The 22,441-nt window shown below is 61.3% G+C and carries 19 protein-coding genes; 11 read left to right on the forward strand and 8 right to left on the reverse strand.

The annotated features are described in order from the left end of the window. Window positions 1-64 precede the first annotated feature (64 nt). The 3 genes from FE781_RS10500 to FE781_RS10510 all read left to right on the forward strand — a co-directional run bounded on the left by FE781_RS10500 (window position 65) and on the right by FE781_RS10510 (window position 4,926). Complete coding sequence (locus FE781_RS10500; RefSeq protein WP_138789584.1) at window positions 65-1,294, forward strand: multidrug effflux MFS transporter; 1,230 nt, start codon at window positions 65-67, stop codon at window positions 1,292-1,294. Between the two features lie 303 nt (window positions 1,295-1,597). Then, window positions 1,598-3,970, forward strand: coding sequence for an RNA polymerase recycling motor HelD (gene helD / locus FE781_RS10505; RefSeq protein WP_138789585.1), 2,373 nt, complete (start codon window positions 1,598-1,600; stop codon window positions 3,968-3,970). Continuing rightward, a complete protein-coding gene (locus tag FE781_RS10510) occupies window positions 3,967-4,926 on the forward strand; it encodes a Gfo/Idh/MocA family protein (protein ID WP_138789586.1) in 960 nt (319 codons plus the stop codon). The genes helD and FE781_RS10510 overlap by 4 nt, the downstream gene beginning before the upstream one ends. A 67-nt stretch (window positions 4,927-4,993) precedes the next feature. On the opposite strand, the gene FE781_RS10515 is transcribed toward FE781_RS10510, so the two are convergent. Together FE781_RS10515 and FE781_RS10520 are read right to left on the reverse strand one after the other, a co-directional pair. Then, window positions 4,994-6,439, reverse strand: coding sequence for a sensor histidine kinase (locus tag FE781_RS10515; protein WP_138789587.1), 1,446 nt, complete (start codon window positions 6,437-6,439; stop codon window positions 4,994-4,996). Further along, complete coding sequence (locus FE781_RS10520; RefSeq protein ID WP_138789588.1) at window positions 6,429-7,112, reverse strand: response regulator transcription factor; 684 nt, start codon at window positions 7,110-7,112, stop codon at window positions 6,429-6,431. The genes FE781_RS10515 and FE781_RS10520 overlap by 11 nt, the downstream gene beginning before the upstream one ends. A 262-nt stretch (window positions 7,113-7,374) precedes the next feature. Here FE781_RS10520 and FE781_RS18000 point away from each other — a divergent pair, with 262 nt between their 5' ends. Next, entirely contained in the window at window positions 7,375-7,932 is a 558-nt protein-coding gene (locus tag FE781_RS18000) for a hypothetical protein (RefSeq protein WP_138789589.1), read from the forward strand. A 662-nt stretch (window positions 7,933-8,594) separates the two neighbouring features. Next, the gene (locus FE781_RS10530; RefSeq protein WP_138789590.1) at window positions 8,595-9,950 is read left to right on the forward strand and encodes a dicarboxylate/amino acid:cation symporter; all 1,356 of its coding nucleotides are present in this window, start codon (window positions 8,595-8,597) and stop codon (window positions 9,948-9,950) included. A gap of 166 nt (window positions 9,951-10,116) precedes the next feature. On the opposite strand, the gene FE781_RS10535 is transcribed toward FE781_RS10530, so the two are convergent. Next, window positions 10,117-11,229 (reverse strand): helix-turn-helix domain-containing protein, encoded by a 1,113-nt coding sequence (locus FE781_RS10535; protein WP_246068134.1) that lies wholly within the window; start codon window positions 11,227-11,229, stop codon window positions 10,117-10,119. A gap of 240 nt (window positions 11,230-11,469) precedes the next feature. Between FE781_RS10535 and FE781_RS10540 the strand changes: the two genes are divergently transcribed. Next, window positions 11,470-12,519, forward strand: coding sequence for a fatty acid desaturase (locus FE781_RS10540; protein ID WP_138789591.1), 1,050 nt, complete (start codon window positions 11,470-11,472; stop codon window positions 12,517-12,519). A gap of 42 nt (window positions 12,520-12,561) precedes the next feature. On the opposite strand, the gene FE781_RS10545 is transcribed toward FE781_RS10540, so the two are convergent. Together FE781_RS10545 and FE781_RS10550 are read right to left on the reverse strand one after the other, a co-directional pair. Further along, entirely contained in the window at window positions 12,562-13,308 is a 747-nt protein-coding gene (locus tag FE781_RS10545; protein WP_138789592.1) for a sensor histidine kinase, read from the reverse strand. Window positions 13,309-13,322: 14 nt separating this feature from the next. After that, the gene (locus FE781_RS10550; protein WP_246068135.1) at window positions 13,323-13,781 is read right to left on the reverse strand and encodes a LytR/AlgR family response regulator transcription factor; all 459 of its coding nucleotides are present in this window, start codon (window positions 13,779-13,781) and stop codon (window positions 13,323-13,325) included. A 154-nt stretch (window positions 13,782-13,935) separates the two neighbouring features. On the opposite strand from FE781_RS10550, the gene FE781_RS10555 reads away from it, so the two are divergent. From FE781_RS10555 to FE781_RS10575, 5 genes are all read left to right on the forward strand, one after another. Beyond that, on the forward strand, window positions 13,936-14,673 hold the full coding sequence (locus FE781_RS10555; RefSeq protein WP_138789593.1) for an ABC transporter ATP-binding protein: 738 nt from the start codon (window positions 13,936-13,938) through the stop codon (window positions 14,671-14,673). A gap of 3 nt (window positions 14,674-14,676) precedes the next feature. Continuing rightward, window positions 14,677-15,849 (forward strand): ABC transporter permease, encoded by a 1,173-nt coding sequence (locus FE781_RS10560; RefSeq protein WP_138789594.1) that lies wholly within the window; start codon window positions 14,677-14,679, stop codon window positions 15,847-15,849. A 110-nt stretch (window positions 15,850-15,959) separates the two neighbouring features. Next, window positions 15,960-16,520, forward strand: coding sequence for a DJ-1/PfpI family protein (locus tag FE781_RS10565; RefSeq protein ID WP_138789595.1), 561 nt, complete (start codon window positions 15,960-15,962; stop codon window positions 16,518-16,520). A gap of 309 nt (window positions 16,521-16,829) precedes the next feature. Beyond that, the gene (locus tag FE781_RS10570) at window positions 16,830-17,957 is read left to right on the forward strand and encodes an SGNH/GDSL hydrolase family protein (RefSeq protein ID WP_138789596.1); all 1,128 of its coding nucleotides are present in this window, start codon (window positions 16,830-16,832) and stop codon (window positions 17,955-17,957) included. A gap of 467 nt (window positions 17,958-18,424) precedes the next feature. Then, window positions 18,425-19,318, forward strand: coding sequence for a Gfo/Idh/MocA family protein (locus tag FE781_RS10575; protein WP_246068136.1), 894 nt, complete (start codon window positions 18,425-18,427; stop codon window positions 19,316-19,318). 325 nt (window positions 19,319-19,643) lie between these two features. Here FE781_RS10575 and FE781_RS10580 read toward each other — a convergent pair whose 3' ends face one another. The 3 genes from FE781_RS10580 to FE781_RS10590 form a co-directional block, all read right to left on the reverse strand. After that, window positions 19,644-20,102, reverse strand: coding sequence for a hypothetical protein (locus tag FE781_RS10580; protein WP_138789598.1), 459 nt, complete (start codon window positions 20,100-20,102; stop codon window positions 19,644-19,646). A gap of 81 nt (window positions 20,103-20,183) precedes the next feature. Continuing rightward, window positions 20,184-21,086, reverse strand: coding sequence for a pectinesterase family protein (locus FE781_RS10585; RefSeq protein ID WP_138789599.1), 903 nt, complete (start codon window positions 21,084-21,086; stop codon window positions 20,184-20,186). A gap of 36 nt (window positions 21,087-21,122) precedes the next feature. Further along, window positions 21,123-22,253: a glycoside hydrolase family 88/105 protein gene (locus FE781_RS10590; RefSeq protein ID WP_138789600.1), complete on the reverse strand. Its 1,131-nt coding sequence runs from the start codon at window positions 22,251-22,253 to the stop codon at window positions 21,123-21,125. Window positions 22,254-22,441 lie beyond the last annotated feature (188 nt).

The raw sequence follows: 22,441 nt of genomic DNA on the forward strand, positions 1-22,441 counted from the left end.
AACTATAATAGCCCCAATTTGATTTTGGCAGGCTGCGGATTGCAGCCGTGAATGGATGGTCATCATGAAAACGCACTCCAACTCCGCCGCAGCGGGAGGCGCCGCCATCGGCAGGTCGCACCGGTTGCGGCTCGCCTTGATCCTGGGCTCGTTGTCCGCGTTCGGTCCGCTGTCGCTGGATATGTATCTGCCGGCGCTTCCGGCCATGGCCGGCGATCTGCACACCCGCGCGTCCATGGTGCAGCTTAGCTTGACCGCATGTTTGCTCGGCTTGTCGCTTGGCCAATTGTTCGCCGGGCCGATCAGCGACGTGCGCGGAAGGCGGGGACCGCTGCTTGCCGGGCTCGCGGTATATGCGCTGACATCTCTGCTCTGCATGATCGCCCCCAATATCGAGACGCTTGTCGCGCTTCGTTTCGTGCAGGGGGCGGCAGGCGCGGCAGGCATCGTGCTCTCGCGGGCGATCGTCCGGGATCTGTACAGCGGGAGCGAGATGACGCGGTTTTTCTCCACGCTGATGCTGATTAACGGCGCCGCTCCGATCCTGGCGCCGATCTTCGGCGGGCAACTGCTCAAGTTCGCGCCCTGGCCGGGCGTGTTCCTCGCGCTGGCCCTGATCGGCCTGGCGATGCTGGCCGCCGTATGGTCCGGCCTGCCGGAGACGCTGCCCGCGGACCGGCGCCGCCGGGGCGGCTTGCGTGAGACGTTCGGCACGTTCCGCCGCTTGGCCGCCGACCGGCTGTTCATCGGCGTGGCGCTGACGCAGGGACTGGTGACGGCGGCGATGTTCGCCTACATCTCCGGCTCGCCGTTCGTCCTGCAGAACGTCCACGGCGTCTCGGAGCAGACGTTCAGCCTCATCTTCGCCGCGAACGGACTGGGCATCATCGCCGCCGGACAGTTGGCGGGACGGCTCGCCGGCCGCGTGCCGGAGCAGCGGCTGCTGCTTGCCGGCCTGACGTCCGCCGCCCTGGGAGGGTTCGTGCTGCTTGGCGTCACGATTGCGGGAGGCGGACTCGCGTTCGTGCTGCCCGCGCTGTTTCTCGTCGTCGCCAGCGTCGGCATGGTCAGCGCGGCCGGCACCTCTCTCGCGATGCAGAGGCAGGGCCGGTCCGCCGGGAGCGCGTCGGCGCTGCTGGGCGTGCTGTCGTTTGTGTTCGGCGGGGCCGTATCGCCGCTTGTCGGCTTGGGCGGCAGCGAGGCCGATCTGCCGATGGCGGTCGCAATCGCGGCGGCCGAACTCGGCGCGATAATCTGCTACGCGCTGCTGGTCCGTTCGCATGAGGCCCGATGACTGCGGAGGGACGGCTCCCATAAGGGCGTCATCGGCAACGCCGTCTCATCGGGAGGCGCTTGTCCGATGGAGCGACGGCTATAAAAGCGGGGCCCCAAATTCGCCGTATCGGCAAAAAAGCCCGGATCTCCTGAACAGGAAATCCGGGCTTCACGGCTTGCGCCGGTTGGGGCCAAGTGATATGATGAAAGTTAAGGTTTAACCAGAAATACCAAAATAGACTATTTCCGTCCATTTTATACATTTATTATATCACCGTCTGGGGAACGTGTCAACACTCATTCATGTCAAGGAGGAAAATCGATGGACGATCGGTATACGGATGAAGCTTCCGGCTTTGAGCGCGAGCGGGTGCGCCGCGTTACGTCGTTGATCGACCGACGGCTGGCGGAATTGTCGCGACAGCTTGGCGACGTCAAGGAGCAAGTCGTCGAGATCCGCAAGCATTTCTGGGACGATGTGACGATCAACCTCGATCATATGGACGATGTGATCGAGACGCACACGACGCTGAAGCAGCAAGCCGAGCTGCTGGCCGAGCGCGAGCGCACGCACATGCATGCGAAGCGGCAGTACGACAAGCTGAGACGGCTTCGTCTGTCGCCGTATTTCGGCCGGATCGACTTCCGGGAGGACGGCTCGGACGAGACGCTGGCCGTCTATCTCGGTATCGGCTCGCTGGTCGACGAGGAGAGCGGCGGCGAATTTCTCATCTACGACTGGCGGGCCCCGATCTCCAGCCTTTATTACGATTATGGCCCGGGGCCTGCGTCCTACGAGACGCCGGCGGGGCTGATCCGGGGCGAGATGGAGCTGAAGCGGCAATTCGTCTTCCGGAACGGGGAACTGCAATACTGGTTCGACACGGGCGAGACGATCGGTGACGAGATTTTGCGGGAGGTGCTTGGGCAAGGCGCGGACGCGACGATGAAAAATATCGTGGCGACGATCCAGCGGGACCAGAACCGGATGATCCGGCACGATGCCGGGCGGATGCTGATCGTCTCCGGTCCGGCCGGCAGCGGCAAGACGTCGGCCGCCCTGCAGCGGGTCGCCTACCTGCTCTACAAGCACCGCGAGACGCTGAGCGCCGATCAGGTCGTGCTGTTTTCCCCCAATCCGCTGTTTAACCGGTATATCTCGACCGTGCTGCCGGAGCTGGGCGAGGAGAACATGCAGCAGACGACGCTGCAGGAGTACCTGGAGCATCGGCTGTCCCGCGTGTTCCGCGTCGAGAGCCCGTTCGACCAACTGGAGGACGTGTTGACGGCCCGGGACGGCGATCCCGCGCACGAGGCGCGGCAGCAAGGTATCCGATTTAAGGCGAGCGCCGATTTTTTGCGGCTGATCGAGGGGTATAAACGGCATTTGGAACGGCAAGGACTCGTCTTCCGCGCGTTGAAGCTGAAGGGGCGTACGCTGGTGTCGGCCCAGGCGATGTCGGAGCGGTTCTACGGGGATACGCGTACGGCCAAGCTGGCTCCCCGGTTGGATTCGCTGGCGGAGTGGCTGCTGGAGGAGCTGCGGACCGAGGTGACGAAGCTGCGCGACGAGCCCTGGGTCGAAGAAGAGGCCGAGATGCTGTCGCCGGAGGATATGCAGAAGGTTTACCGCCGGCTGGAGAAGGAGCTCCGGCAGCGTAAGGGCGCGTTTAACGAGCGCTTGCGGGAAGCGGAGCTGATGAAGGAGCTCGTGCTGTCCCGCCACCTGAAGCGCCTGCAGGCCCGGGTGAAGCGGCTCCGGTTCCTCGACCTGCCCGCCACGTACCGGCGGTTGTACGAGCAGCCGGACGAGGCGGCGGGGTGGCTCGCGGCCGGGGGAGCCGAAGCGCCGGAGCTGCCCGAGCGGTGGAAGGAGATCTGCGAACAGACGGCGGCCGCGCTGGAGCGGGGCGACCTTCCGTACGAGGATGCGATGCCGTATCTGTATCTGCAGGAGCTGATCGAAGGCTTCCGGGTGAACATGCGGACCCGGTACGTTCTGGTCGACGAAGCGCAGGACTACGCGCCGATTCATTTCGCCTTCCTGAAAAAGCTGTTCCCCCGCGCGCGCATGACCGTGCTCGGCGACCCGAATCAGGCGATTCACGCGTTTTCGCCGGGCACGGGCTTCGAGCCGCTCGTCGGCTTGTACGGTCCCGCGGATACGGAGACGATTGCCTTCAACCGCACATACCGGTCGACGCTGCCGATCGTCCGCTTCACGAGCGCCATGCTGCCGGACGGGGACCGGATCGTGCCGTTCAACCGGGACGGGGAGCTGCCAATGGTGAAAGGGGCGGCCACCTCGGAGCAACTGCACGCCATGATCGCGGAAACGTTGCGCGAATGGTCGCGGCAGGGCGTCTCCACGATCGCGGTTATCTGCAAGACGCTGCGCGAGAGCCGCGAAGCCTACGCCGCGCTGTCGCCGCTGGCCGGCGTGCCGCTCCGCTTGATCACCCCGGACGATGCGGCATTCGAACCGGGCGTGACGATTCTGCCCTCCTACTTGGCCAAGGGGATCGAGTTCGACGCGGTCATCGTCTATGACGCGAGCCGGGACGTCTACGGCAAGGAAGACGAGCGCAAGCTGCTGTATACGGTATGCACGCGCGCGATGCACCGGCTTCATGTATACTACAAGGGAGAGCCTAGTCCGCTGCTGCCAAGGAGAGAGGAGCTGTTGCGTTCATGAACGACACGGTCAAATGGGGCGTGCTGGGATACGCCCGGATTGCGAAGCTGAGCGTGATCCCGGCGATCGACAGGACGGAAGGATCGACGCTGTACGCCGTCGCCTCCGGCGACGAGACGAAGCGCCGCGAAATCGCGGAGGCTCATCCGCAAGCGCGGGTGTACGCGGATTACGAGTCGCTGCTGCGCGATCCGGAGGTGGATGCGGTCTACGTGCCGCTGCCCAATTCGATGCATCGGGAATGGGCGATCCGCGCGATGCGGGCGGGCAAGCACGTGCTGTGCGAGAAGCCGCTGGCGCTGAACGCGGAGGAGGCGCTGGAGATGATCCGCGCGTCGGAGCAATGCGGCGTCCTCCTGATGGAGGCGTTCATGTACCGCTACACGGACCGGATCGCGCGGGTTCGCGAGGTATTGGCCAGCGGCGAGATCGGCGAGGTGCGGTACATCCAGTCGACCTTCCGGTTCCTGCTGAACCGTCCGGGCACGATCAAGATGAAGCCGGAGCTGGGCGGCGGTTCCCTGTACGACGTCGGGTGCTATCCGCTTAACTTTGTCGGCATGGTGACGGGGGAATTGCCCGAATCCTGCGTAGTCCAGCATGTGGACGAGAACGGGGTCGACGTGCTGCTGTCGGCGGCGCTGCGTTATCCGAGCGGCATCGTGGCTTCGATCAACTGCGGATTCAACGCGTTCAACCAGATGAATTCGGAGATCGTCGGCACGCGCGGCCTGATCGAGATTCCGGATACGTTCGCGGGCAACGCGGGGGCGATCACCGTGAAAACCGAGGAGGGCGTGCGCCGGATCGAGACGGCCGAGTCGGACCGGTATGCGCTGGAAGTGGCGGATTTTGCCGAGGCGGTCCGCACGGGGCGCAAACCGATGTTATCGTTGGAGGAGACGTACCGCAACATGCGGGCGCTGGATCTGGTGCGGCAGGCGATGAGGAAGTGACACGGCGCGGTCCGGCCGGGACGCGAACCGGATAAAAGCAAATGACCCGGAGCCGTCCAGCTCCGGGTCATTTGCTTTTGCTCGCGGCCGGTTGCGGCAGACGCGCCTCGAAGCGGCTGCCCCGGGGGCCGCTTTCGCCGCCGGGAAACGCCGGCTTGACGCCGATCGTGCCTTGATGCGCCTCCACGATCCATTTGGCGATCGCCAGGCCGAGTCCGTGCCCGCCGGCGGGTCTGGATCGCGCCCGGTCGACGCGGTAGAACCGCTCGAAGATGCGCTCCGTGTCCTCGTCGGGGATGCCGGGCCCCGTATCCGATACCGCCAGTGTAAACCAGCGGTTCCGTTCGGTCCCGCCGACGGCGGCTTGCACGCGGACGGCACCGCCTTCCGGCGTGTATTTAATCGCATTGTCGAGCAGGATGTACAGCACTTGTCTCAGCTTCTCCCGATCCCCGTAGACCGGAATCGCGTCCGGCGCCTCGTGGCTCAAGGCGATTCGCTTGGCGCCGGCTACGGGCGTCATCGCCTCGATCGTCTGCGTCAGATGTTCCCGGAAATCGAACCATTCCTTCGACAGCTCGGGCTGTCCCGAGTCGGAGCGGGCCAGTGTCAGCAGATCGCCGACCAGCCGCGTCATCCGCGAGACTTCGTCCTTCATGTTGGCGATCAGCCGCGAGGAGAACGGGTCATTCCGGACGGCTTCCTCCAGGGCGAGCGCATCCAGCGACGAGCGGAGCACGCTCAGCGGCGTGCGCAGCTCGTGGGAGGCGTCGGCGACGAATTCGCGCTGGCGGATGTACGCCTGTTCGATCGGAATCATCGCCCGGCGCGACATGTACCGCCCCAAAGCGAAGGCCGCTCCGGCGAATACGAGCGTCAGTCCCGCCAGCTCCGCCTCGAGCTGCCGGAACAGCTTCGCATGGGATGTGATGTTTTTGCCGACATACAGCGTGCCGATCGTCTGCTTGCCGATCGTCACCGCCTGCGACGTCATGATCAGATCGATCACCCCGTCCTCGGCGTCGCGAAGCAGCTCCCGCTTGCCGAAGCGCGGCTTCGAGCCGTCCAGCTTCAGCGAGTCGTAGCGCACCGCCTCCGCGTCCGCCGGCCAGCCGCGCACTTTCTCCAGCAGAACCTCTCGCAGGCTCGGGAATGCCTCCGAGCCCCCCAGCAGCGTGCCGTCGGGCGCAAGCACGTAGAAGAAAAACTGGTCGCTGCCCAGCGTCATGATCGTGCGGATGTCCATTTTCAAATTGGGCATTTTGCGGTTCTGCTGGAACGCCTCGCGGATGATCATGGCCTCCTGCTCCGCGAGCTTCCGCACTTCTTCTTTCTCTTGGCTGCGGATAATAAAAACGAACAACGTGTAGACGATGATGTTGAACACCAGCAGGAACACCGTCACCAGCGCCGTATACCGCAGGGCCAGACGCATCCGGGCGCGGGAGAACACGTCGGGCTCGCCGGGGCGCAGGCGGCGAAGCCAAGCGGCAAACCCGCTTCTACGCTTCAAGCTTGTACCCCACGTCCCGGACGCTGTGGATCAACTCGTTTTTGCCGATGCTGCCGAGCTTCTTGCGCAGCAGCTTGATCGTGGCGTCCACCGTCTTCAGCGAGACGTCGGCATCCCAGCCCCATACCCGGTCGAAGATCAGCTCCCGCGGCAGCACCTGCCCTTTATTCTGCGCCAGCAGGTCCAACAATTGAAATTCCCGGGGGCTCAGTTGCATCTGTTCGTTCCCGCGCCGGATCGTCTGGCTGCTCCGAAGCAGCACCAGATCGTCGATCGGGATCGACTCCTCGACGATCCGGGCATAGTTGCGCCGTCCCAGCGCCTTCAGCCGGGCGACCAATTCCTCCAGCTCGAACGGCTTTACGAGATAGTCGTCGGCGCCGGATTCGAGCCCCCGCACCCGATCCTGCAGCGCGTCCTTCGCCGTCAGCATCAGGATGGCGCCGGAATAGCCGGCCTTGCGCAGCCGGCGGCAGGTCTCGAGCCCGTCGCAACCGGGCATCATCCAATCCAGAATCGTCACGTCATAAAACGAAGCGAGCGCATAGTCGAAGGCCGTCTCGCCGTCCCGAACCCATTCGACCGCATGCGCGCCTTTTTTCAGCAGCAGGTGCACGACCAGCTCGCCGAGCCGTTCGTCGTCTTCCGCCAGCAAATATTTGCCGGTTAACATCCAACCACCGTCCCTTCGAGCATCCTTCTGGGCCGATTATATCCGATAAACCTGAAAGGAGGCTGAAAAACAGGCAAAACATTTCCGGAAAATCCAGGATTCCGCACCCGACCCGTGATTGGGGGCTACGGTACACAACCCCTTTGTCGGCTGGAACGTTTTTCGGTCCGCTGCATCGTGTTTTTTTCACCGTGATTTCATTTTTGGGCGCTACAGTAAAGCTTGTAAACGAACCATTCCACTCATGAAGGAGCGACATAGCATGAAAGCAAGCTGGCGAAAAACATGGGCGCCCCTGACGTTGGCGCTGTCTGTGGCTTTGGCGGGTTCGGCGTACGCGGCCGATGCGGATTCGCAGGCCGAACAGAAGCAGATTCAGCCGGAGGGCAAAGGCTTCGCCTGGAAGCACGGCAAAGGCAGCGTCTTGCATGGATGGGTCGGCTTGAAGTCCGAAGAGCTGCTGACGCTGCTGGGCGTTACGAAGGAGGAGCTGAAGGAAGCGCTCCAGTCGGGCAAGACGCTGGCGGCATTGGCGGAGGAGAAAGGCGTCGGGACGCAGGCGGTCGTCGATCTGCTGGCGAAGGAAGCGGTGGCGAAGCTGGACGAGAAACTGGCGGCAGGGAAGCTGACGCAGGAGCAATATGACAAGCGGAAAGCGGAGCTGATCGAACATATCACGAAGCGGGTCAACGGCGAGCTGGCGGTTAAGGATAAATGGAAGGAAGCCGTCAAGCGGGTCGGCAAAGGCTTCGGCGGCAAGAACAGGGGAGCTTCCACGGACAATCAGCCGGCTCCGGCGCAAGGCGGAGAATCGGCATAAACGGGCAACGCAAGCAGAGGGCGATCCGGAGCGGCTCGCTCTTTTTAACGAGGCGGGAGCAAAGCTTCCGCTTTTTTTTTGTGACGGCGGGGGCGTTTTGGAAAAGGCGGGCTGCCGCCGATGCGCGCCGAGGCTGTTTACGCTATAAAATATCGTTAACGCGGCCGTGACGCCCGTTCCGAGTTCGTTTAGTGATATAGAATATCGCTAACGTCAGGAATCATCGACAAGGAACAGGGAAACCGGCCCTTTTACGATATTTTGTATCATTAACATCATCACGGGTTGCCGATTTGCGGTCCGTAACAATATAAAATATCGGAAAAAAGTCCCGCGTATAGGCGAACGTAAACTCGCCATACGAATGCGGCCGAGCACGCCCGGGAATTGGCCGAGATATTCTTCCGAACATAAGCGGTGAGGTTATGCCCGGATGGCTCCCGCCGCTGCCGACATATTTCATGCGTGCGGATTCCGCCAGATCTTTGCCCTCTAGAACCGGGGGAAAGAATATTCCTCGGACGGCTGCATATACCGGGAATGGAAGGGGAACATAATCAAAATGGTTTTTCCCGAAAAATGTATATTGACAGCAGCCGGCGACGGTAGTATTCTAATTCCTACATAACCAACTGGTATTATAGGAATAGGGGGAGCGCTGTATGGAGAACAACTTGGTCCAAGCGTTTCAAGATAACTGGATTGCGCTGATTCTTTCGATTGTCGTGATCGGCTTTCTGTATTTCTTGGCCCGCAAGCGTGTCGGCTTCGGCACGAGGGTTTTTGTCGGCCTTGGTTTGGGTCTCCTGGTCGGTGTTATCCTTAATCAATTTGAGCTGCCTTACAAAGTCGCCAGCACCATCGGCACGATCTATGTCAATCTGATCAAAATGCTGGTTATTCCGCTTGTGCTCGTCTTGGTCATCAACAGCATCTCTTCGCTCGCCAATCCCGGTCAACTGCGCAAGCTCGGCCTCAAGACGTTCGCCTGGTTCCTCGGCACGACCGGCGCAGCGGCGATCATCGGTCTGCTGACGGCGCTCGTGTTCAACCCGGGATCGGGAATCGAGCAGAACGTTCCGGCCGATTACAAGTCCCGCGAGATCCCGACGTTCTCGCAGGTGATTCTCGACCTGGTTCCGGTCAACCCGTTTAGCGACGCCGCGGCGGGCAAAGTGGTCCCGATCCTGATCTTCGGGCTTTTCATTGCCGTCGCGATCGTCAAGCTGGGCGCCAAAAACCCGGATGCGGTCGCTCCCGTCAAGGCGTTTATCGGTTCGGCCACGCAAGTGCTTCATCAAGTGGTTAAATATGTGATCCGCCTGACCCCTTACGGCGTGTACGCGCTGATCGCCGCAATGGCGGCGCGTTACGGGCTGGAGACGCTGAAGCCGCTCGCCAACCTGATCCTCACGTCTTACGTGGCGTTGGCGATCCACTTCGTGCTCGTGTTCGGCGGATTGGTATTGCTGGTGCTGAAGGTTAATCCGATCAAGTTTTTCCGCAAAGCGTATCCGACGATCGCCGTCGCGTTTACGACCCGCAGCAGCTACGCGACGCTGCCGGTTAACCTGGAGGTGATCACGAAGCGTTTGCGCGTATCGCCGCGTATCGCGAGCTTCGTGGCCCCGCTGGGCGCCACCGTCAACTTCAACGGTTGCGGCGGCGTATGGCCGGCCATCGTGACGGTATTCGTCGCGCAAGTGTACAATATTGATTTGGCCTTGACGGATTATATCCTGCTGGTGCTGGTCGCGATGATTTCCTCCATCGGGGTTGCGGGCGTGCCCGGACCTGCGGCGATCTCCACGACCGTCGTGCTGACCGCACTGGGCCTTCCGCTGGAAGGCATGGCGCTGGTCCTCGGCGTGGAAGCCCTCATCGACATGGGCCGTACGGCCGTCAACGCCACGGGCACAACCGTAACGGCTGCGCTGGTGGCCGACTCCGAGGGCGAATTCGACCGCGGCTCGTTCGACCGCGGGGAAGAAGACGAACTCGATTTGGCGCATGCCTGATCGTTGATCCAAAATTTAAACCGCTCTCGAATACCGAGAGCGGTTTTTTTGTTGAAGTTTGAGGCCGGCCACGGCCTCCCGGTCGCTTTGCGGACCGCACATCGGCGGGCGGCCGAAGGCGTCCGAGCGCCGGTTATCGCCGGAGGATGTCCTGCGCTCTGCCGCTCTAGCCCTGAATCCGGATGGTTAACTCCGGGTAGGCGGTGGCCAACTCGGCTACGCGTTCGGCCAGCACGCTGCGATCGATGCGAGAGTCGAACAGCTCGGGGTCGGGCGTGATCGTCACGCTCGTTCCCGTTTCTTGCGTCAGGCCGACCGTGAGCAAGCCGGTCTGCGGGATGCCGTGCTTATACTCTTGGCGGAACACCCGGCCGTCCCGGCGAATCTCGACGCACAGCTTGATGGACAGGGCGTTCACGACGGCGATGCTGATTCCCTTCTCCGCGCCCGGAGCGACGTAGGAGGCACCGGGCGTCAGCCGGTTCATATTCGTAAGCACGGCTTGAACGCGAGGCGTATCGGAGCCGGAGAGGGCTTGCACGGGGATGCCCCGCCCGTTGTCGGCGACGGTGATGCTTCCGTCGTCGTGCAGGAAGATGTCGACTTCGCTGCAGGATCCCGCTTGATGCTCGAGGATCGAATTCTCCACGATCGCCCATAGCAGCAGATGGGGATCGTACGCGGTCCGGGCGCTGCCGAGATACGCCTCGGGATGGTTGCGGACTTCCGACAGATCCAGATAGTCGCTCGCGTCCAACAGTTCCGAGGCGGCAGCGAGCAGCAGAAGCAGCGGCAGCGTGCGGTGTCCCGGAATCGAATAGCTGCCGCCCCGCTCTTCTTGATGGAGCAGATCGGCCCCGAGCAGCGCCTTGAGATGATGATACAGTTGTCCGGTCGTCCCCATGCCCAACCGCTCGACAAGCTCCGGGCCGGTCAGCGGCTCGCGGATCACGGCTCTCAGGATGTCCAGCCGCTGCTTGTGGCCGAGGGCCGCGAGCACCTTCGCGACCTTGTCGCCGTCGGCGTCCAGCAGCTCGCCTGCATGCTTTTCCTGCGGCTCCCATCGGTAATGGCCGCTTACTCCGCTGTATTGGCCGGAGTAATAAATGACGCCCAACTCGTCTTCACGCTCGCTTGGCTCCAGCGGTCCTCTGACCGCGGGAGGCGGAGAGACCAACGGCTTGTCGCCGACCAACTGCTGAATCATCGCGCGAAGCTCTTCCACTTGTAAACGCAGGGCATCCAACTCGGCTCCGTAATCTCTGGACGATGTTGTCACCAGATCACCTCATCATTATTTAATAACGTAATTACGTAATTAAATAATAACATAAAAAAAGCCTTGCGTCCATAGACCGAGGTCTTTCCGAATAAAAGGTTTCCTATCGCAAATAAAGGCCTGAGGATCATTCTTCAATTGCCACGGCGCACCTTGCCGTGTATCATGGAGAAGCATCTTGCATATCGGTTAATAAATAAGGGTTACCGCTCGCGGCAACGGAGAGGAAGATTGCAGCAGATGGCAAAGGAATTGCTCGGCGCGTGGAAGCAGACGCTGGGACCATACGAAGCTCCTCGAACGGCGAGGAGTGTATGGCAAGTGGTCCATACGATCGGACTGTATCTGGGGACATGCGCGCTGGCGTATTGGAGCTTGTCGGTCTCTTACTGGCTTACGTTGATCTTGGCGGTACCGGCTGCAGGGTTGACGATTCGGATTTTTATCTTATTTCACGATTGCTGCCACCGTTCTTTGTTCAGGAGCCGGAGGGCCAACGTGATCGTCGGGTATGTCACCGGGGTGCTGACATTTTGCTCATACGAGCAGTGGAAGAAGAGCCATACGATGCATCATGCCGGCAGCGGCAACCTGAACCGCCGGGGAGCGGGCGACATCTGGACGATGACGGTATCGGAGTATGTGGCGGCATCCCCTATGCGCAAGTTGAAATACAAACTGTACCGCAGCCCGTTCGTGCTGTTCACCGTGGGCCCGCTGTACAACTTCCTGATCGACTATCGGTTTAATAACAAGGATGCCGGACGCAAGGAACGGATCGGCACCTGGTTGACCAATGTCCTGCTGGCTGCCGTCCTCACGACGCTATGCTTGACGCTGGGCTGGAAGTCGGTGATTCTCGTGCAACTCCCGATCTTCTACCTGGCTTCGGCGGCCGGAGTATGGCTGTTCTACGTCCAGCATCAATTCGAGCACAGCTACTTCGAGCGCGACGAGAACTGGAGTTATGTCGCGGCGGCTATGCAGGGCAGCTCGTACTACAAGCTGCCGAAAGTGCTGCAATGGTTCACCGGCAATATCGGGTTCCATCACATTCACCATCTGAATCCGCGCGTGCCGAATTACGAGTTGGAGCGGGCGCATGCCAGCGATCCGCGCTTCGCTCAGGCGACGACCTTGACGCTGCGCTCCAGCTTGCGTTCGCTGGTCTTCAGGCTTTGGGACGAGGAGTCGCGGAGATTTGTCGGGTATCGCGAGTTGAAACGCCGGAAGGTCCGTCCGCGAGTATCTCGCGACAAACGGTCGGCGACATCCCGGAGTCATCATTAAGCGGGCGAGGGATATCGGGAGGCGCCGTGCCGATCCGGTTGCTTAGCCGGGCTGTCCGGACAGCACCGGCAGCTTGATTTTGACGGAGAAGACCTGCGATTGGAAGGTAAAATCAAGCCGTCCACCATGCTTGCGTACGGTCTGCGCGACGACATACGCTCCAATGCCGTGGCGCCAATCCGGATCGCCGCCGGTCTTCGCCGAGGCGACGGGCTTCCGGAACAGCGAGTCGAGCACTTCGCCCGGAATCGCCAGGCTTGAATTTTTCGTCTCCAGCACATACAGCCCGCTGGACCTGGAGGCGGACACCTCGATAAAAGCTGCGTCCGGCCCGCGCGCGGCGGCGAATCGGCTGGCCGCCTCCAGCGCGTTCTCCAGCAGGTTGCCGGCCAGCTTCGTCTGGTCGATCATCGGCACCGGCAGCGCCGCGAGAGGCGCCTCCAGAGCGAGCTTGAGCCGGATGCCCGCCGCCGCCGCCCGGTCGGTCAGGTGCTCCAGGAGCGAGGCCGTATGGCCCCGCTCCCCGCGCAGCACCTCGTTCATCCGCTGCAGATCGGCCGCCGACTCCTCCAGATATCGCCGCAGGTCCGCTCGGCTGCCGCCCGGCGTGCCGGAAGCTTCCGGTTCCGGCGAGCGCAGCCAATGTTCAACCGCCTGGAGGCGCCGGACGAACTCGTGCCGTTCCGCCCGCATCTCCACGATCAATTTTTCCATCTGCGCCTGCTGCTCTAGCAGCAGGCGTTTTTCCTGTTCGAGCTCGCGCGCGCGACGCTTCCATTTTCCCCACATTCGGGCGGAGCCTCCTAGAAGTATTTCGCCTGGAACTCTTCCATTTTTTCCTTCGTCATGACCGCCGTTTTTTGGGTCGGGTGGAAGGATACCAAGTACGAGTGCTTCGTATAGAGCGAGAAGTTCTTAATGTAATGAATATTGATGATAAACGACCGGCTGGACCGGAAAAAGCCGCGTTCGACCAGCTTCTCCTCCAGTTCGCCGAGCGTTTGGTACGTCTCGTACGTTTCGCCGCCGGCGGTGACGATCGTCGTCGACCGTCCCGTCCGTTCGATAAAGACGATGTCTTGTTTCTTGATAAAATGGATCTCCGATTTTTGCTTGATGACCAGCGTGCCGCTCTGCGAATCCTGCTGCTTCCGGCGTTTCTCCAGAAACCGTCGGATCGAGCGTTCGAGCCGTTCTTTGGTGTAGGACAAGTTCGGCATCTCGATGTCGCTGATGAGCAGATCCAGCTTGCCCTTCTTCACCTCGCGGTAGGCTTCCCCAAATTATACCGGAATCGGACGATTCGCGACAGAATCCGGACGCTTCGCGACAGGTTCGTAGACGGCAACGGCCATTTCGCTATCATAGAGAACAGGAAGAAGACACGATCAGAGACGACGCGAAGGAGCGATCAGAATGATAAGAGTCGAGCGGGTATCCAAGACGTTCCGCACCAAAAAAGAAACGATTCAAGCCAACAAGTCGATCAGCTTCCACGTCCGCAAGGGCGAGGTGGTCGGCCTGCTGGGCGAGAACGGGGCGGGCAAAACGACGCTGCTGCGGATGATCGCCACGCTCCTGGAGCCGACGGAGGGCTCGATTCGGGTCGCCGGCTACGACACGCAAATGCAAGGCATGGAGGTCAAGCGGCGGATCGGCGTGCTGTTCGGCGGGGAGACGGGGTTGTACGAACGACTCACGGCCCGGGAGAATCTCGAATACTTCGCTTCGCTGTACGGCATGAGCAAGCATGAGACGAAGGCGCGCATCGAATCGCTTGCGGTGAAGTTCGGCATGAAGGATTACCTCGACCGCCGCGTCGGCGGCTTCTCCAAGGGTATGAAGCAGAAAGTCGCCATCGCCCGGACGGTGATCCACGATCCCGAGGTGATTCTGTTCGACGAGCCGACGACGGGGCTGGACATCACGTCGGCGAACATCTTCCGCCAATTGATCCACCAACTGCGGACGGAAGGCAAGACGATCATCTTCTCCAGCCATATCATGGAGGAAGTCTCGCTGCTGTGCCAGTCCGTGATCATGATCCATCGGGGCGAGGTGATCTACAACGGTTCGCTGGCCGAGCTGTACGAAGAAGAAGGAAGCGAAGATCTGAACTATATCATGATGTCGAGAATGGTGCGGGGGGCGTAACCGATGATCTGGAACATTTATCTGAAAGAACTGAAGGATACGCTGCGGGACAGGAAAACGCTCGTCCTCAGCATTCTGGTGCCGATCGTGATGATCGCGGCCATGTCGATGCTGTACGAGAAGCTTATGAACGACGCGACAAAAGAAGTGCCGCAAGTGACGGTCGGGGTATCGGATCAACTGCAGCCCGACACGCTGCAATGGCTGTCGGGGCTGGAAGGGGTGAAGATCGTTCCGTCCGCCGACCCGAAAGCGGCGGCGACCGAAGGCGACGTGCAGGTCGCGCTGGACATCCCGGCCGACTTCGCGGCGAAGCTGACGCAAGGCGGAAGCGCCCCGGCGATCACGCTGTACGCCGATCAGTCCAGCGCGAATGTATCCCGCGCGGTCGACATGCTGCTGCGCGTACTCGGCGAGAAGCAGACGGAGCTGGTGCAGGCGAGAGTGGCCGCGGCCGGCGTCAATCCGGAGCTGCTTAAGCCGTTCGTCACGGAAGTGAAGACGCTGACCAAAGACGACGACGGCTCGGTGACGATGATCTCCATGCTGTTCTCGCTCGCGATCGTCATGGCGGTCATGCTGGGCGGATTCCCGGCAGCCATCGACCTGTTCGCCGGGGAGAAGGAGCGCAAGACGATGGAGTCGCTGCTTATTACGCCGGTCAGCCGCATGAAGCTGATCGTCGCCAAATGGCTCGCGATCTCGACGCTTGGTGCCGCCAGCGGCATCTTCGCCATCCTCGCCTTCGTCGTGGTGACCAAGAGTCTGACGGAGAAGATGGCCGCCGCGTTGGAATTCGGCGATCAGACGGTTCAACTGCTGCTGTCGGCCGTCGCCGCCATCATCCTGTTCGCCTTGCTGTTCGCGACCATCGAGATGATGATCAGCATCGTCACCAAGTCGTTTAAGGAAGCGCAGAACTTTATCTCGCCGGTCATGTTCCTGGCCTTGGTCCCGTACTTCCTCCTCGTCGGACAAGGAGCGAACGAGATGAAGACCTACTACTTCGCCATTCCGTTTATGAATATATTCGCGCTGCTTAAAGAGCTGATGTTCGGCATCTTCTCGGCGCAAAACCTGCTCCTCGTCTGCGGCAGCACGGCCCTGTTCTCGGCCGTCTGCTTTGCGGCCGCCTATGTGATGTTCCGCAAGGACAAATGGGTGTTGGGGAAATAAGAGAGCGGCGGGGACTTCGACAAAACCATACATTTTACATCTCTTTACAGATGAAGGGACTTCCTTGACAATTAGGATATCCACCAATTTGTCCGAGGAGTGTGATCGACATGTCCCCAAAAGTGCTCATCCTCACAGGGGATGCTGCCGAAGCTTTGGAGGTGTATTACCCGTATTACCGCGTGCTGGAGGAAGGCTTCGAAGCGGTGATCGCCGCTCCCAGCGTCAAGACGCTGCGAACCGTCGTTCATGATTTCGAAGGCTGGGACACGTATACGGAAAAGCCGGGATACCAGTTGAACTCGCATGTCGCGTTCGCCGAAGTCGATCCGACCGAATACGCGGGCTTGATCATTCCCGGCGGACGGGCGCCCGAATACATTCGCCTGAACGAACATGTGCCGCGAATCGTCGGCCACTTTTTCGAGGCGGGCAAGCCGGTTGGCGCCATCTGCCATGCGGCTCTGGTCTTGAACGCGTTGAAGAATCGCGCCTACTTCGAAGGCCGGAAGCTGACCGCCTACCCCGCTTGCCGGCCGGATGTCGAGGCGCTTGGCGCCGCCTACGCGGAAGAAACGCTTTGCGTGGACGGCAACATCGTCTCCGGGCAAGCCTGGCCCGATCTGCCCGGATTCATGCGGGAGTTCCTGAAGCAATTGAAGAGGCGTTAAGCGGGCATCGACAATCGCTCCTCCGCGAACGGGGAGCGATGTCTTTTTTTTGAAATGGACTGCAGCGCCGAAGCGGGGGCAGGAGGACTTGCCGGCGCGTATAGGTGCGGCCGGGGTGACACAAATTGGGGGGCGCGATTTTGATGGGTTCATCCCCAAAGGCGGCGGTTTTCGTATGCCGGCACGTCCAGATATCGTCGTTTTTGATCGGCCGGCAGGACTTCCTTCCCTGACGTTGAAATACAGACGTTGACAAGATCAAACCCTGAACCGCCGAGAAGTCCGCGCAACGAGAGGAGTTGGACCGACATGTCCGAACAAACCGCATCCAACGGGAAGGTGCCGGTTAGCAAGCTGGATGAGAATATGCGATTGGAGAGCGTCTCGGAAGACGGCATGCGCTGGCACTCGCCCGCCCGGCCGCCGTTCCGCCTGGAAGGCTTTCCTTGGTTTGAATACGACGGCGTTTACCGGCGTCTGCCGAAAAATCCGCGTCTGCCCATACCGGCCGCCGTCGACGCGCTGGCGGATTGCACCGCAGGAGGACAAATCCGCTTCCGCACGAATTCCAAAAAGCTGGCGCTGCGCGTCCGGCTTGACGGCGTTGCCGACATGAACCATATGCCCGCAACCGGCCAATGTTCGTTCGACTGCTATCTGGAGCAGGACGGGGTTATGCGCTACCACAGCACGGGCCGGTACAACCATACGCTCTCCGAATACGAGACGGTGCTGATCAGCGCCGGGGACGGCGCGATGAGATCGGTTACGCTGTATTTCCCGCTGTACCGGGGAGTGAAGGAGGTGCTCGTCGGCCTGGAAGAAGAAGCCGAACTGCTGCCGCCGCCTCCGTTGGCCGACGACCGCCGAATTTTGATCTACGGCACCTCGATTACGCAAGGGGGATGCGCGAACCGTCCCGGGATGGCTTACCCGAACATCATGAGCCGCCGCATTCCTTTGGAGATGGTGAATCTCGGCTTTTCCGGCAACGGCAAGGGGGAGCCCGAAGTCGCCGAGATTATCTCGGACATCCCGAATCCGGCGATGCTGGTGCTCGATTACGAATGCAACTGCAGCGCCGACAAGCTGGACGAGACTTGCAGCGGCTTTATTCGCATCTTCCGCGAACGCCACCCGGGCGTGCCGATTCTGGTCGTGTCGCGCATCCGGTTCGCCGCGGACCGTTTCTACGAGAGCTCGCGGGATCTCGCCAACCGCCGCCGGCAGATTCTGATCGACAACGTGGAGCGGTGCCGGGCCGCGGGCGACGACCGGGTGTATTTCCTGGACGGCTCGACGCTGCTGGGCGAAGACCATTACGAAGAATGCACCGTCGACGGCGTTCATCCGACCGATCTCGGGTTCATGCGCATGGCCGACGGCCTGACGCCGGTCGTGCAGCGTATCCTGAGGGAGGCCGGCTTCCCGGTTTGACGGACCGGTTTCGTGCGGCGTGCTGGCGCCGACCGGCCTTGGTGAACTGTCTGCTGAGCGCCGTCTTTCTGAGCTTCCGCATCCATAGCCGCTTGCCCGGCCCCCGATCCCGGTCCTCGCCGGGACGGGGGCTTTTTGGCAGGGGGATTCTATTCACCGCTGACGCCGGTTGCGATGGACGGTTTGCCGCGAACGTGCGTTTCCCCTGATTATGATGCTTTTTTCCCTATCCGGGAAACACCCGGTCTGCAAACGGCGAAGCGGAACGCGAGAGTGCGGAGGGAGGATTTCCGGATAATTTATCGTCGTTGACCCGGGCGGAGAGCGCTCGTAAAGTAAGAGAAAAAACAGGACGACGCGAGGGTGGCATGGGCCGGTCGAACGGGAACGGACATGCCTCCCGTGCGCATGGCGCCGGGCAATCGGCGCGATGCCGGACGCGGCGTGACCGAAAGGAGAGAGCGGATTTGCTCCGAATCGGAATCATTGGATTGGATACGTCCCACAGTGTGGCGTTCACGGAATTGCTGAACCGCGAGGAGCATCCCCATCATGTGCCGGGAGGACGGGTGACCGTCGCTTATCCGGGCGGATCGCCGGACTTCCCGCTGAGTATCGGACGCGTGGAAGGCTTCACGAAGCGGATGAAGGAGGAGTTCGGCGTCGAGATCGTCGATTCGCCCGAGGCGGTGGCGGCGAAGTGCGACGCGCTGCTGCTCGAATCGAGCGACGGCCGCGTGCACGCCGAGCAGTTTGCGGCGATCGCGCCGTACGGCAAGCCGGTGTTCGTCGACAAGCCGCTGGCGGTCACCAGCGCCGACGCCCGGCTGATCGCGGAGTTGGCGGAGCGGAACGGCATCCCGGTCATGAGCAGCTCGGCGCTGCGTTACGCGGTTCCGCTCGTGCAAGCGTTGGCCGCGGAGGAGTCGCCGGTCAGCGGGATCGATGCGTACGGGCCGATGGACATCGAGCCGACGCAGGGCGGGCTGTTCTGGTACGGCATCCATACGGTCGAGATGGTGTACGCGGCGCTCGGACCGGGATGCGTCGAGGTGATCGCGCGCGCGAACGAGTCCCACGACGTGGTGACGGGCGTATGGGCGGACGGCCGCATCGCAACGATCCGGGGCAACCGGATCGGCAATTACCGGTTCGGCGCGATCCTACACCGGGCGAGCGGCTCGCAGCCGGTTGACGTGTCGGCGACGCCGAAGCCGTATTACGCCAGCTTGCTGGAGCAGGTGATCGGGATGTTCCGCACCGGCGCAGCGCCCCTGGCGATGGCGGAGACGCTGGAAGTGATCCGCTTCGTCGAAGCGGCGAACGAGAGCCGGGAGACCGGCCGGCCCGTGCGGTTGTAGGGGCGGGCCGGAGCGGGGCCCGAGGCGCGGCCGGGGCTGCGGCGAGCGTGGGCGTGAGCGACTCGTGCGAGGGGATAGCCGGAGCCCGGCCCAGTAAGTCGAAGAAATCGACCTATACGGGCGCGGAGCGAGGGGAGAAGCGGGTTTAAGTCGAACGAATTGACTTAAACCCGCCGAGCGTGTACGCGAGTACGCAAAACAAGCCTGCCTGACCTCTCCCTGGCAGGCACTTTGTGTTGCGGTTGTTCCTGTGACAAAAAAAAGTTGGCCGCATCATGGACAGTACCGATACTGAGATCAGTCCAATATGTCTTTCTCCGAAGCTTTACGGCGGGTCGGCCAAGGCGAAACGGTGGGTCGGCGGAGTGGGGAAGGAGGACGGATGGCGGCGGGAAAGGCGAGGCAACGCGTTGTCCGACCCCGCGTTTACCGATCCTCTATTGCGTTCGAGTAAACGATCCAGGACTGCATGAAACTCGTCAAATGCCTCAATCGCGACTTGGCACAATTCCTCCGGCGACAAGTTGAAGTCGGGGAAATGATCTTCGATGCCTTTGCCGAATTCAACAGGATGGAGATTGGAAAATCGAATGGAATTTCTCCTGACGTGTTCGCAGATATGAAGAACGATGCCGCCTGCGGAATTTAAGATTTCGGATTCCTTGAGCCACAAGGAATCCGTATCCAGTGCCCGGACGGATTGAATGAGTTTCGGGAGATAATGTTTATGCATCCGCTGCTGCGAGATTTTAATGAATAACTTTAGGGTTTGATGTTCATTCACCTTTCCGGCCTCCCCAAACGGTTTTCCGCATTTTACCATGCGGCCCGCCTATTAAAAAGACGGGGCCGCCCGGGGACCGCGCTAATCGCGCGGAACCCAGACGTCCCCGCCGCGGAAGATCCGATCCGGCGTCAAGGATGCGGCTTCGTCCTCGCTCAATTGCCGGGCCCAGCCGACCCGCGCCTCCGGAGAGCCGCCCGGACCGCTGCTGGCGTATTCGCCATAGCGGCTGGTGCTCTTGTTGCTCTCGTCGCCCCACGGGTCCCAGCCGGCCGGAACGATGTGCGCGTCCATCCACGTCCGGATGAAAACCGTATACGCCCAAGCGCGCCAAGGCCGGCCGAGATAAACCGCGTTCGCCTCGGGCGCGCGCGTCAGCCGGCAGTCGCGGAACACGAAACCGAACGGCACGTCCCTCGGGGTCGAAGCGGCTGTCACGTAGCCGTCCCGCAGGCTGCGAATCTCGCACCGGTCGAACATGGCGGTCGCCGAGCCGAAGATGAAGTCGACATGCCCTTCGATATGGCAGTCGGCGTAATAGTGCCGCCCCCGGCCCGCGTACAGCGTATCCTGCCACCCGAGAAGCCTGACGCCGCGGAAGACGCATCGGTCGCCCGCGACGTACAACGCCACCGCCTGGTCGATGCCGGGGCCCCACCCGGCTTCGTTGGCGATCGTCAAATGCTCCACCCGAACGCCGTCCGCAGCGATCCGCATCGTGGCGGTCCCGAACGTCGTCATCGGCCGCCCCCGCCGGTCCGGCTTGCCGGCGTGATCGTTCCAGACGATCACCGTATGCTCCGCGTCCTCCCCGACGATCGTCAGATCCGGCTTCGTATCCGGAATATCCACCTTCTCTCGGTAGACGCCGCGCCGAATCCGGATCGTGACCGGCTGCGGAGACAGCACGCGCACCGCGTCGATCGCATCCTGCACGGAGGCGTAATCCCCGCTCCCGTCGGCTGCCACTACCAGCTCGATCATCGCTTGCTCCCTTGCCTCCGCCGGATCGTCAGCCGGTCAGAGGACATTGCGCGCGCCGTCCGCTTCCTCGATCTCGAGGCAAGCCATCACAAACGGCGCGAAGCCCTTCGGATCGTCCCGGCGGATCGGTTCGCTCATGTAGTATTCGTACGAGCCGTCGCGATACGGGTTGCCGCCCAGGCCGGCGACGCTGCAGATGCCGTTCAGGTGCAGAGAGCCGTCCGGATCGCGCTCGACGTACCGCTCCAGCAGCCCCGCATGGGCTTTGCGGGCGGACTCCAGCGCCCAATCGCCCAGATAACCTTTGTTCGCGCCTTTGGCGAGCGCGCAGGCGAACATCGACGAAGCCGACGCTTCCAGGTAGTTTTTCTCCCGTCCGCCTTGGTCGAGCACTTGCCACCACATTCCGCTCTCGGCATCCTGGACACGGACGATCGCTTCCGCCAGCCGGTGGAAGATGCCGACGATCTGCCCGCGTTGCGGATGGCCGAGCGGCATAAAGTCCAGTACGTCGACAATCGCCATAACATACCAGCCGAGGCCGCGCCCCCAGAAATGCGGCGAGCAACCGGTTTCCTTATTGGCCCAGCGCTGCTCGCGGCTCTCGTCCCAACCGTGGTAGAGCAAGCCGGTTTTCGGGTCGCGGGCGACGCGCTCCATCAGCAAAATTTCGTTCGCCACGTCGTCGAACCAATGCGGGTCACCGAACGTTTGGGCATATTGGGCCAGCAGCGGGGACGTCATATACACGCCGTCGAGCCACATTTGGAACGGATAAATTTTTTTGTGCCAGAGACCGCCTTCGCTCGTGCGGGGATGCCCTTTCAGTTGCGTCACGAGCAGCTCGATCGCCTTGCGGTATTTCTCCTGGCCGGTTCTCTCGTACAGCAGGAACAGCGTCTTGCCCTGATTGATCATGTCGACGTTGTACTCGTTCAGGTTGTACGTCTCGATCGATCCGTCTTCGCGGATGAACAGATCCATGTTCTCCTGAATGTACCGGAAATACCGGTCGTCGCCCGTCCGGCGCCACATGCGCTCGAATGCGGTTAAAATGCAACCGTTTTCGTAATTCCAACAACGGCGCTTTTGGAACGGCATATCCGAGACGATGGGGTATTGCTGCATAAACGATTCCGACATGGCAACGGACCAAGGTTTGTTCAAGGGAAATGACCTCCATCTGGAATAAAGAGTTCATGCACACGTTAACAATAGTCGCACTTCTAGTATAGCACAAAAACACATCACGCCAAGAGGGAATTCGCCGCCGGATGCGGCAGGCAGAAGGATGGGCCATTCGCTCCGGACGCACCCGGCATCGAAGGGCGGCCGCGCAAGAAAAAACGGACCCC

The organism is Paenibacillus thermoaerophilus (assembly GCF_005938195.1).
Taxonomy (GTDB): Bacteria; Bacillota; Bacilli; order Paenibacillales; family Reconciliibacillaceae; genus Paenibacillus_W; species Paenibacillus_W thermoaerophilus.

Excerpts from the sequence above, each read along its gene's own strand:
- FE781_RS10510 (WP_138789586.1), top strand. The coding sequence starts at position 3,967 with ATGAACGACACGGTCAAATGGGGCGTGCTGGGATACGCCCGGATTGCG.
- FE781_RS10520 (WP_138789588.1), bottom strand. The coding sequence starts at position 7,112 with ATGTTAACCGGCAAATATTTGCTGGCGGAAGACGACGAACGGCTCGGC.
- FE781_RS10560 (WP_138789594.1), top strand. The coding sequence starts at position 14,677 with ATGATCTGGAACATTTATCTGAAAGAACTGAAGGATACGCTGCGGGAC.
- FE781_RS10530 (WP_138789590.1), top strand. The coding sequence starts at position 8,595 with ATGGAGAACAACTTGGTCCAAGCGTTTCAAGATAACTGGATTGCGCTG.
- FE781_RS10565 (WP_138789595.1), top strand. The coding sequence starts at position 15,960 with ATGTCCCCAAAAGTGCTCATCCTCACAGGGGATGCTGCCGAAGCTTTG.
- FE781_RS18000 (WP_138789589.1), top strand. The coding sequence starts at position 7,375 with ATGAAAGCAAGCTGGCGAAAAACATGGGCGCCCCTGACGTTGGCGCTG.
- FE781_RS10570 (WP_138789596.1), top strand. The coding sequence starts at position 16,830 with ATGTCCGAACAAACCGCATCCAACGGGAAGGTGCCGGTTAGCAAGCTG.
- FE781_RS10540 (WP_138789591.1), top strand. The coding sequence starts at position 11,470 with ATGGCAAAGGAATTGCTCGGCGCGTGGAAGCAGACGCTGGGACCATAC.
- helD (WP_138789585.1), top strand. The coding sequence starts at position 1,598 with ATGGACGATCGGTATACGGATGAAGCTTCCGGCTTTGAGCGCGAGCGG.
- FE781_RS10545 (WP_138789592.1), bottom strand. The coding sequence starts at position 13,308 with ATGTGGGGAAAATGGAAGCGTCGCGCGCGCGAGCTCGAACAGGAAAAA.
- FE781_RS10500 (WP_138789584.1), top strand. The coding sequence starts at position 65 with ATGAAAACGCACTCCAACTCCGCCGCAGCGGGAGGCGCCGCCATCGGC.
- FE781_RS10555 (WP_138789593.1), top strand. The coding sequence starts at position 13,936 with ATGATAAGAGTCGAGCGGGTATCCAAGACGTTCCGCACCAAAAAAGAA.
- FE781_RS10585 (WP_138789599.1), bottom strand. The coding sequence starts at position 21,086 with ATGATCGAGCTGGTAGTGGCAGCCGACGGGAGCGGGGATTACGCCTCC.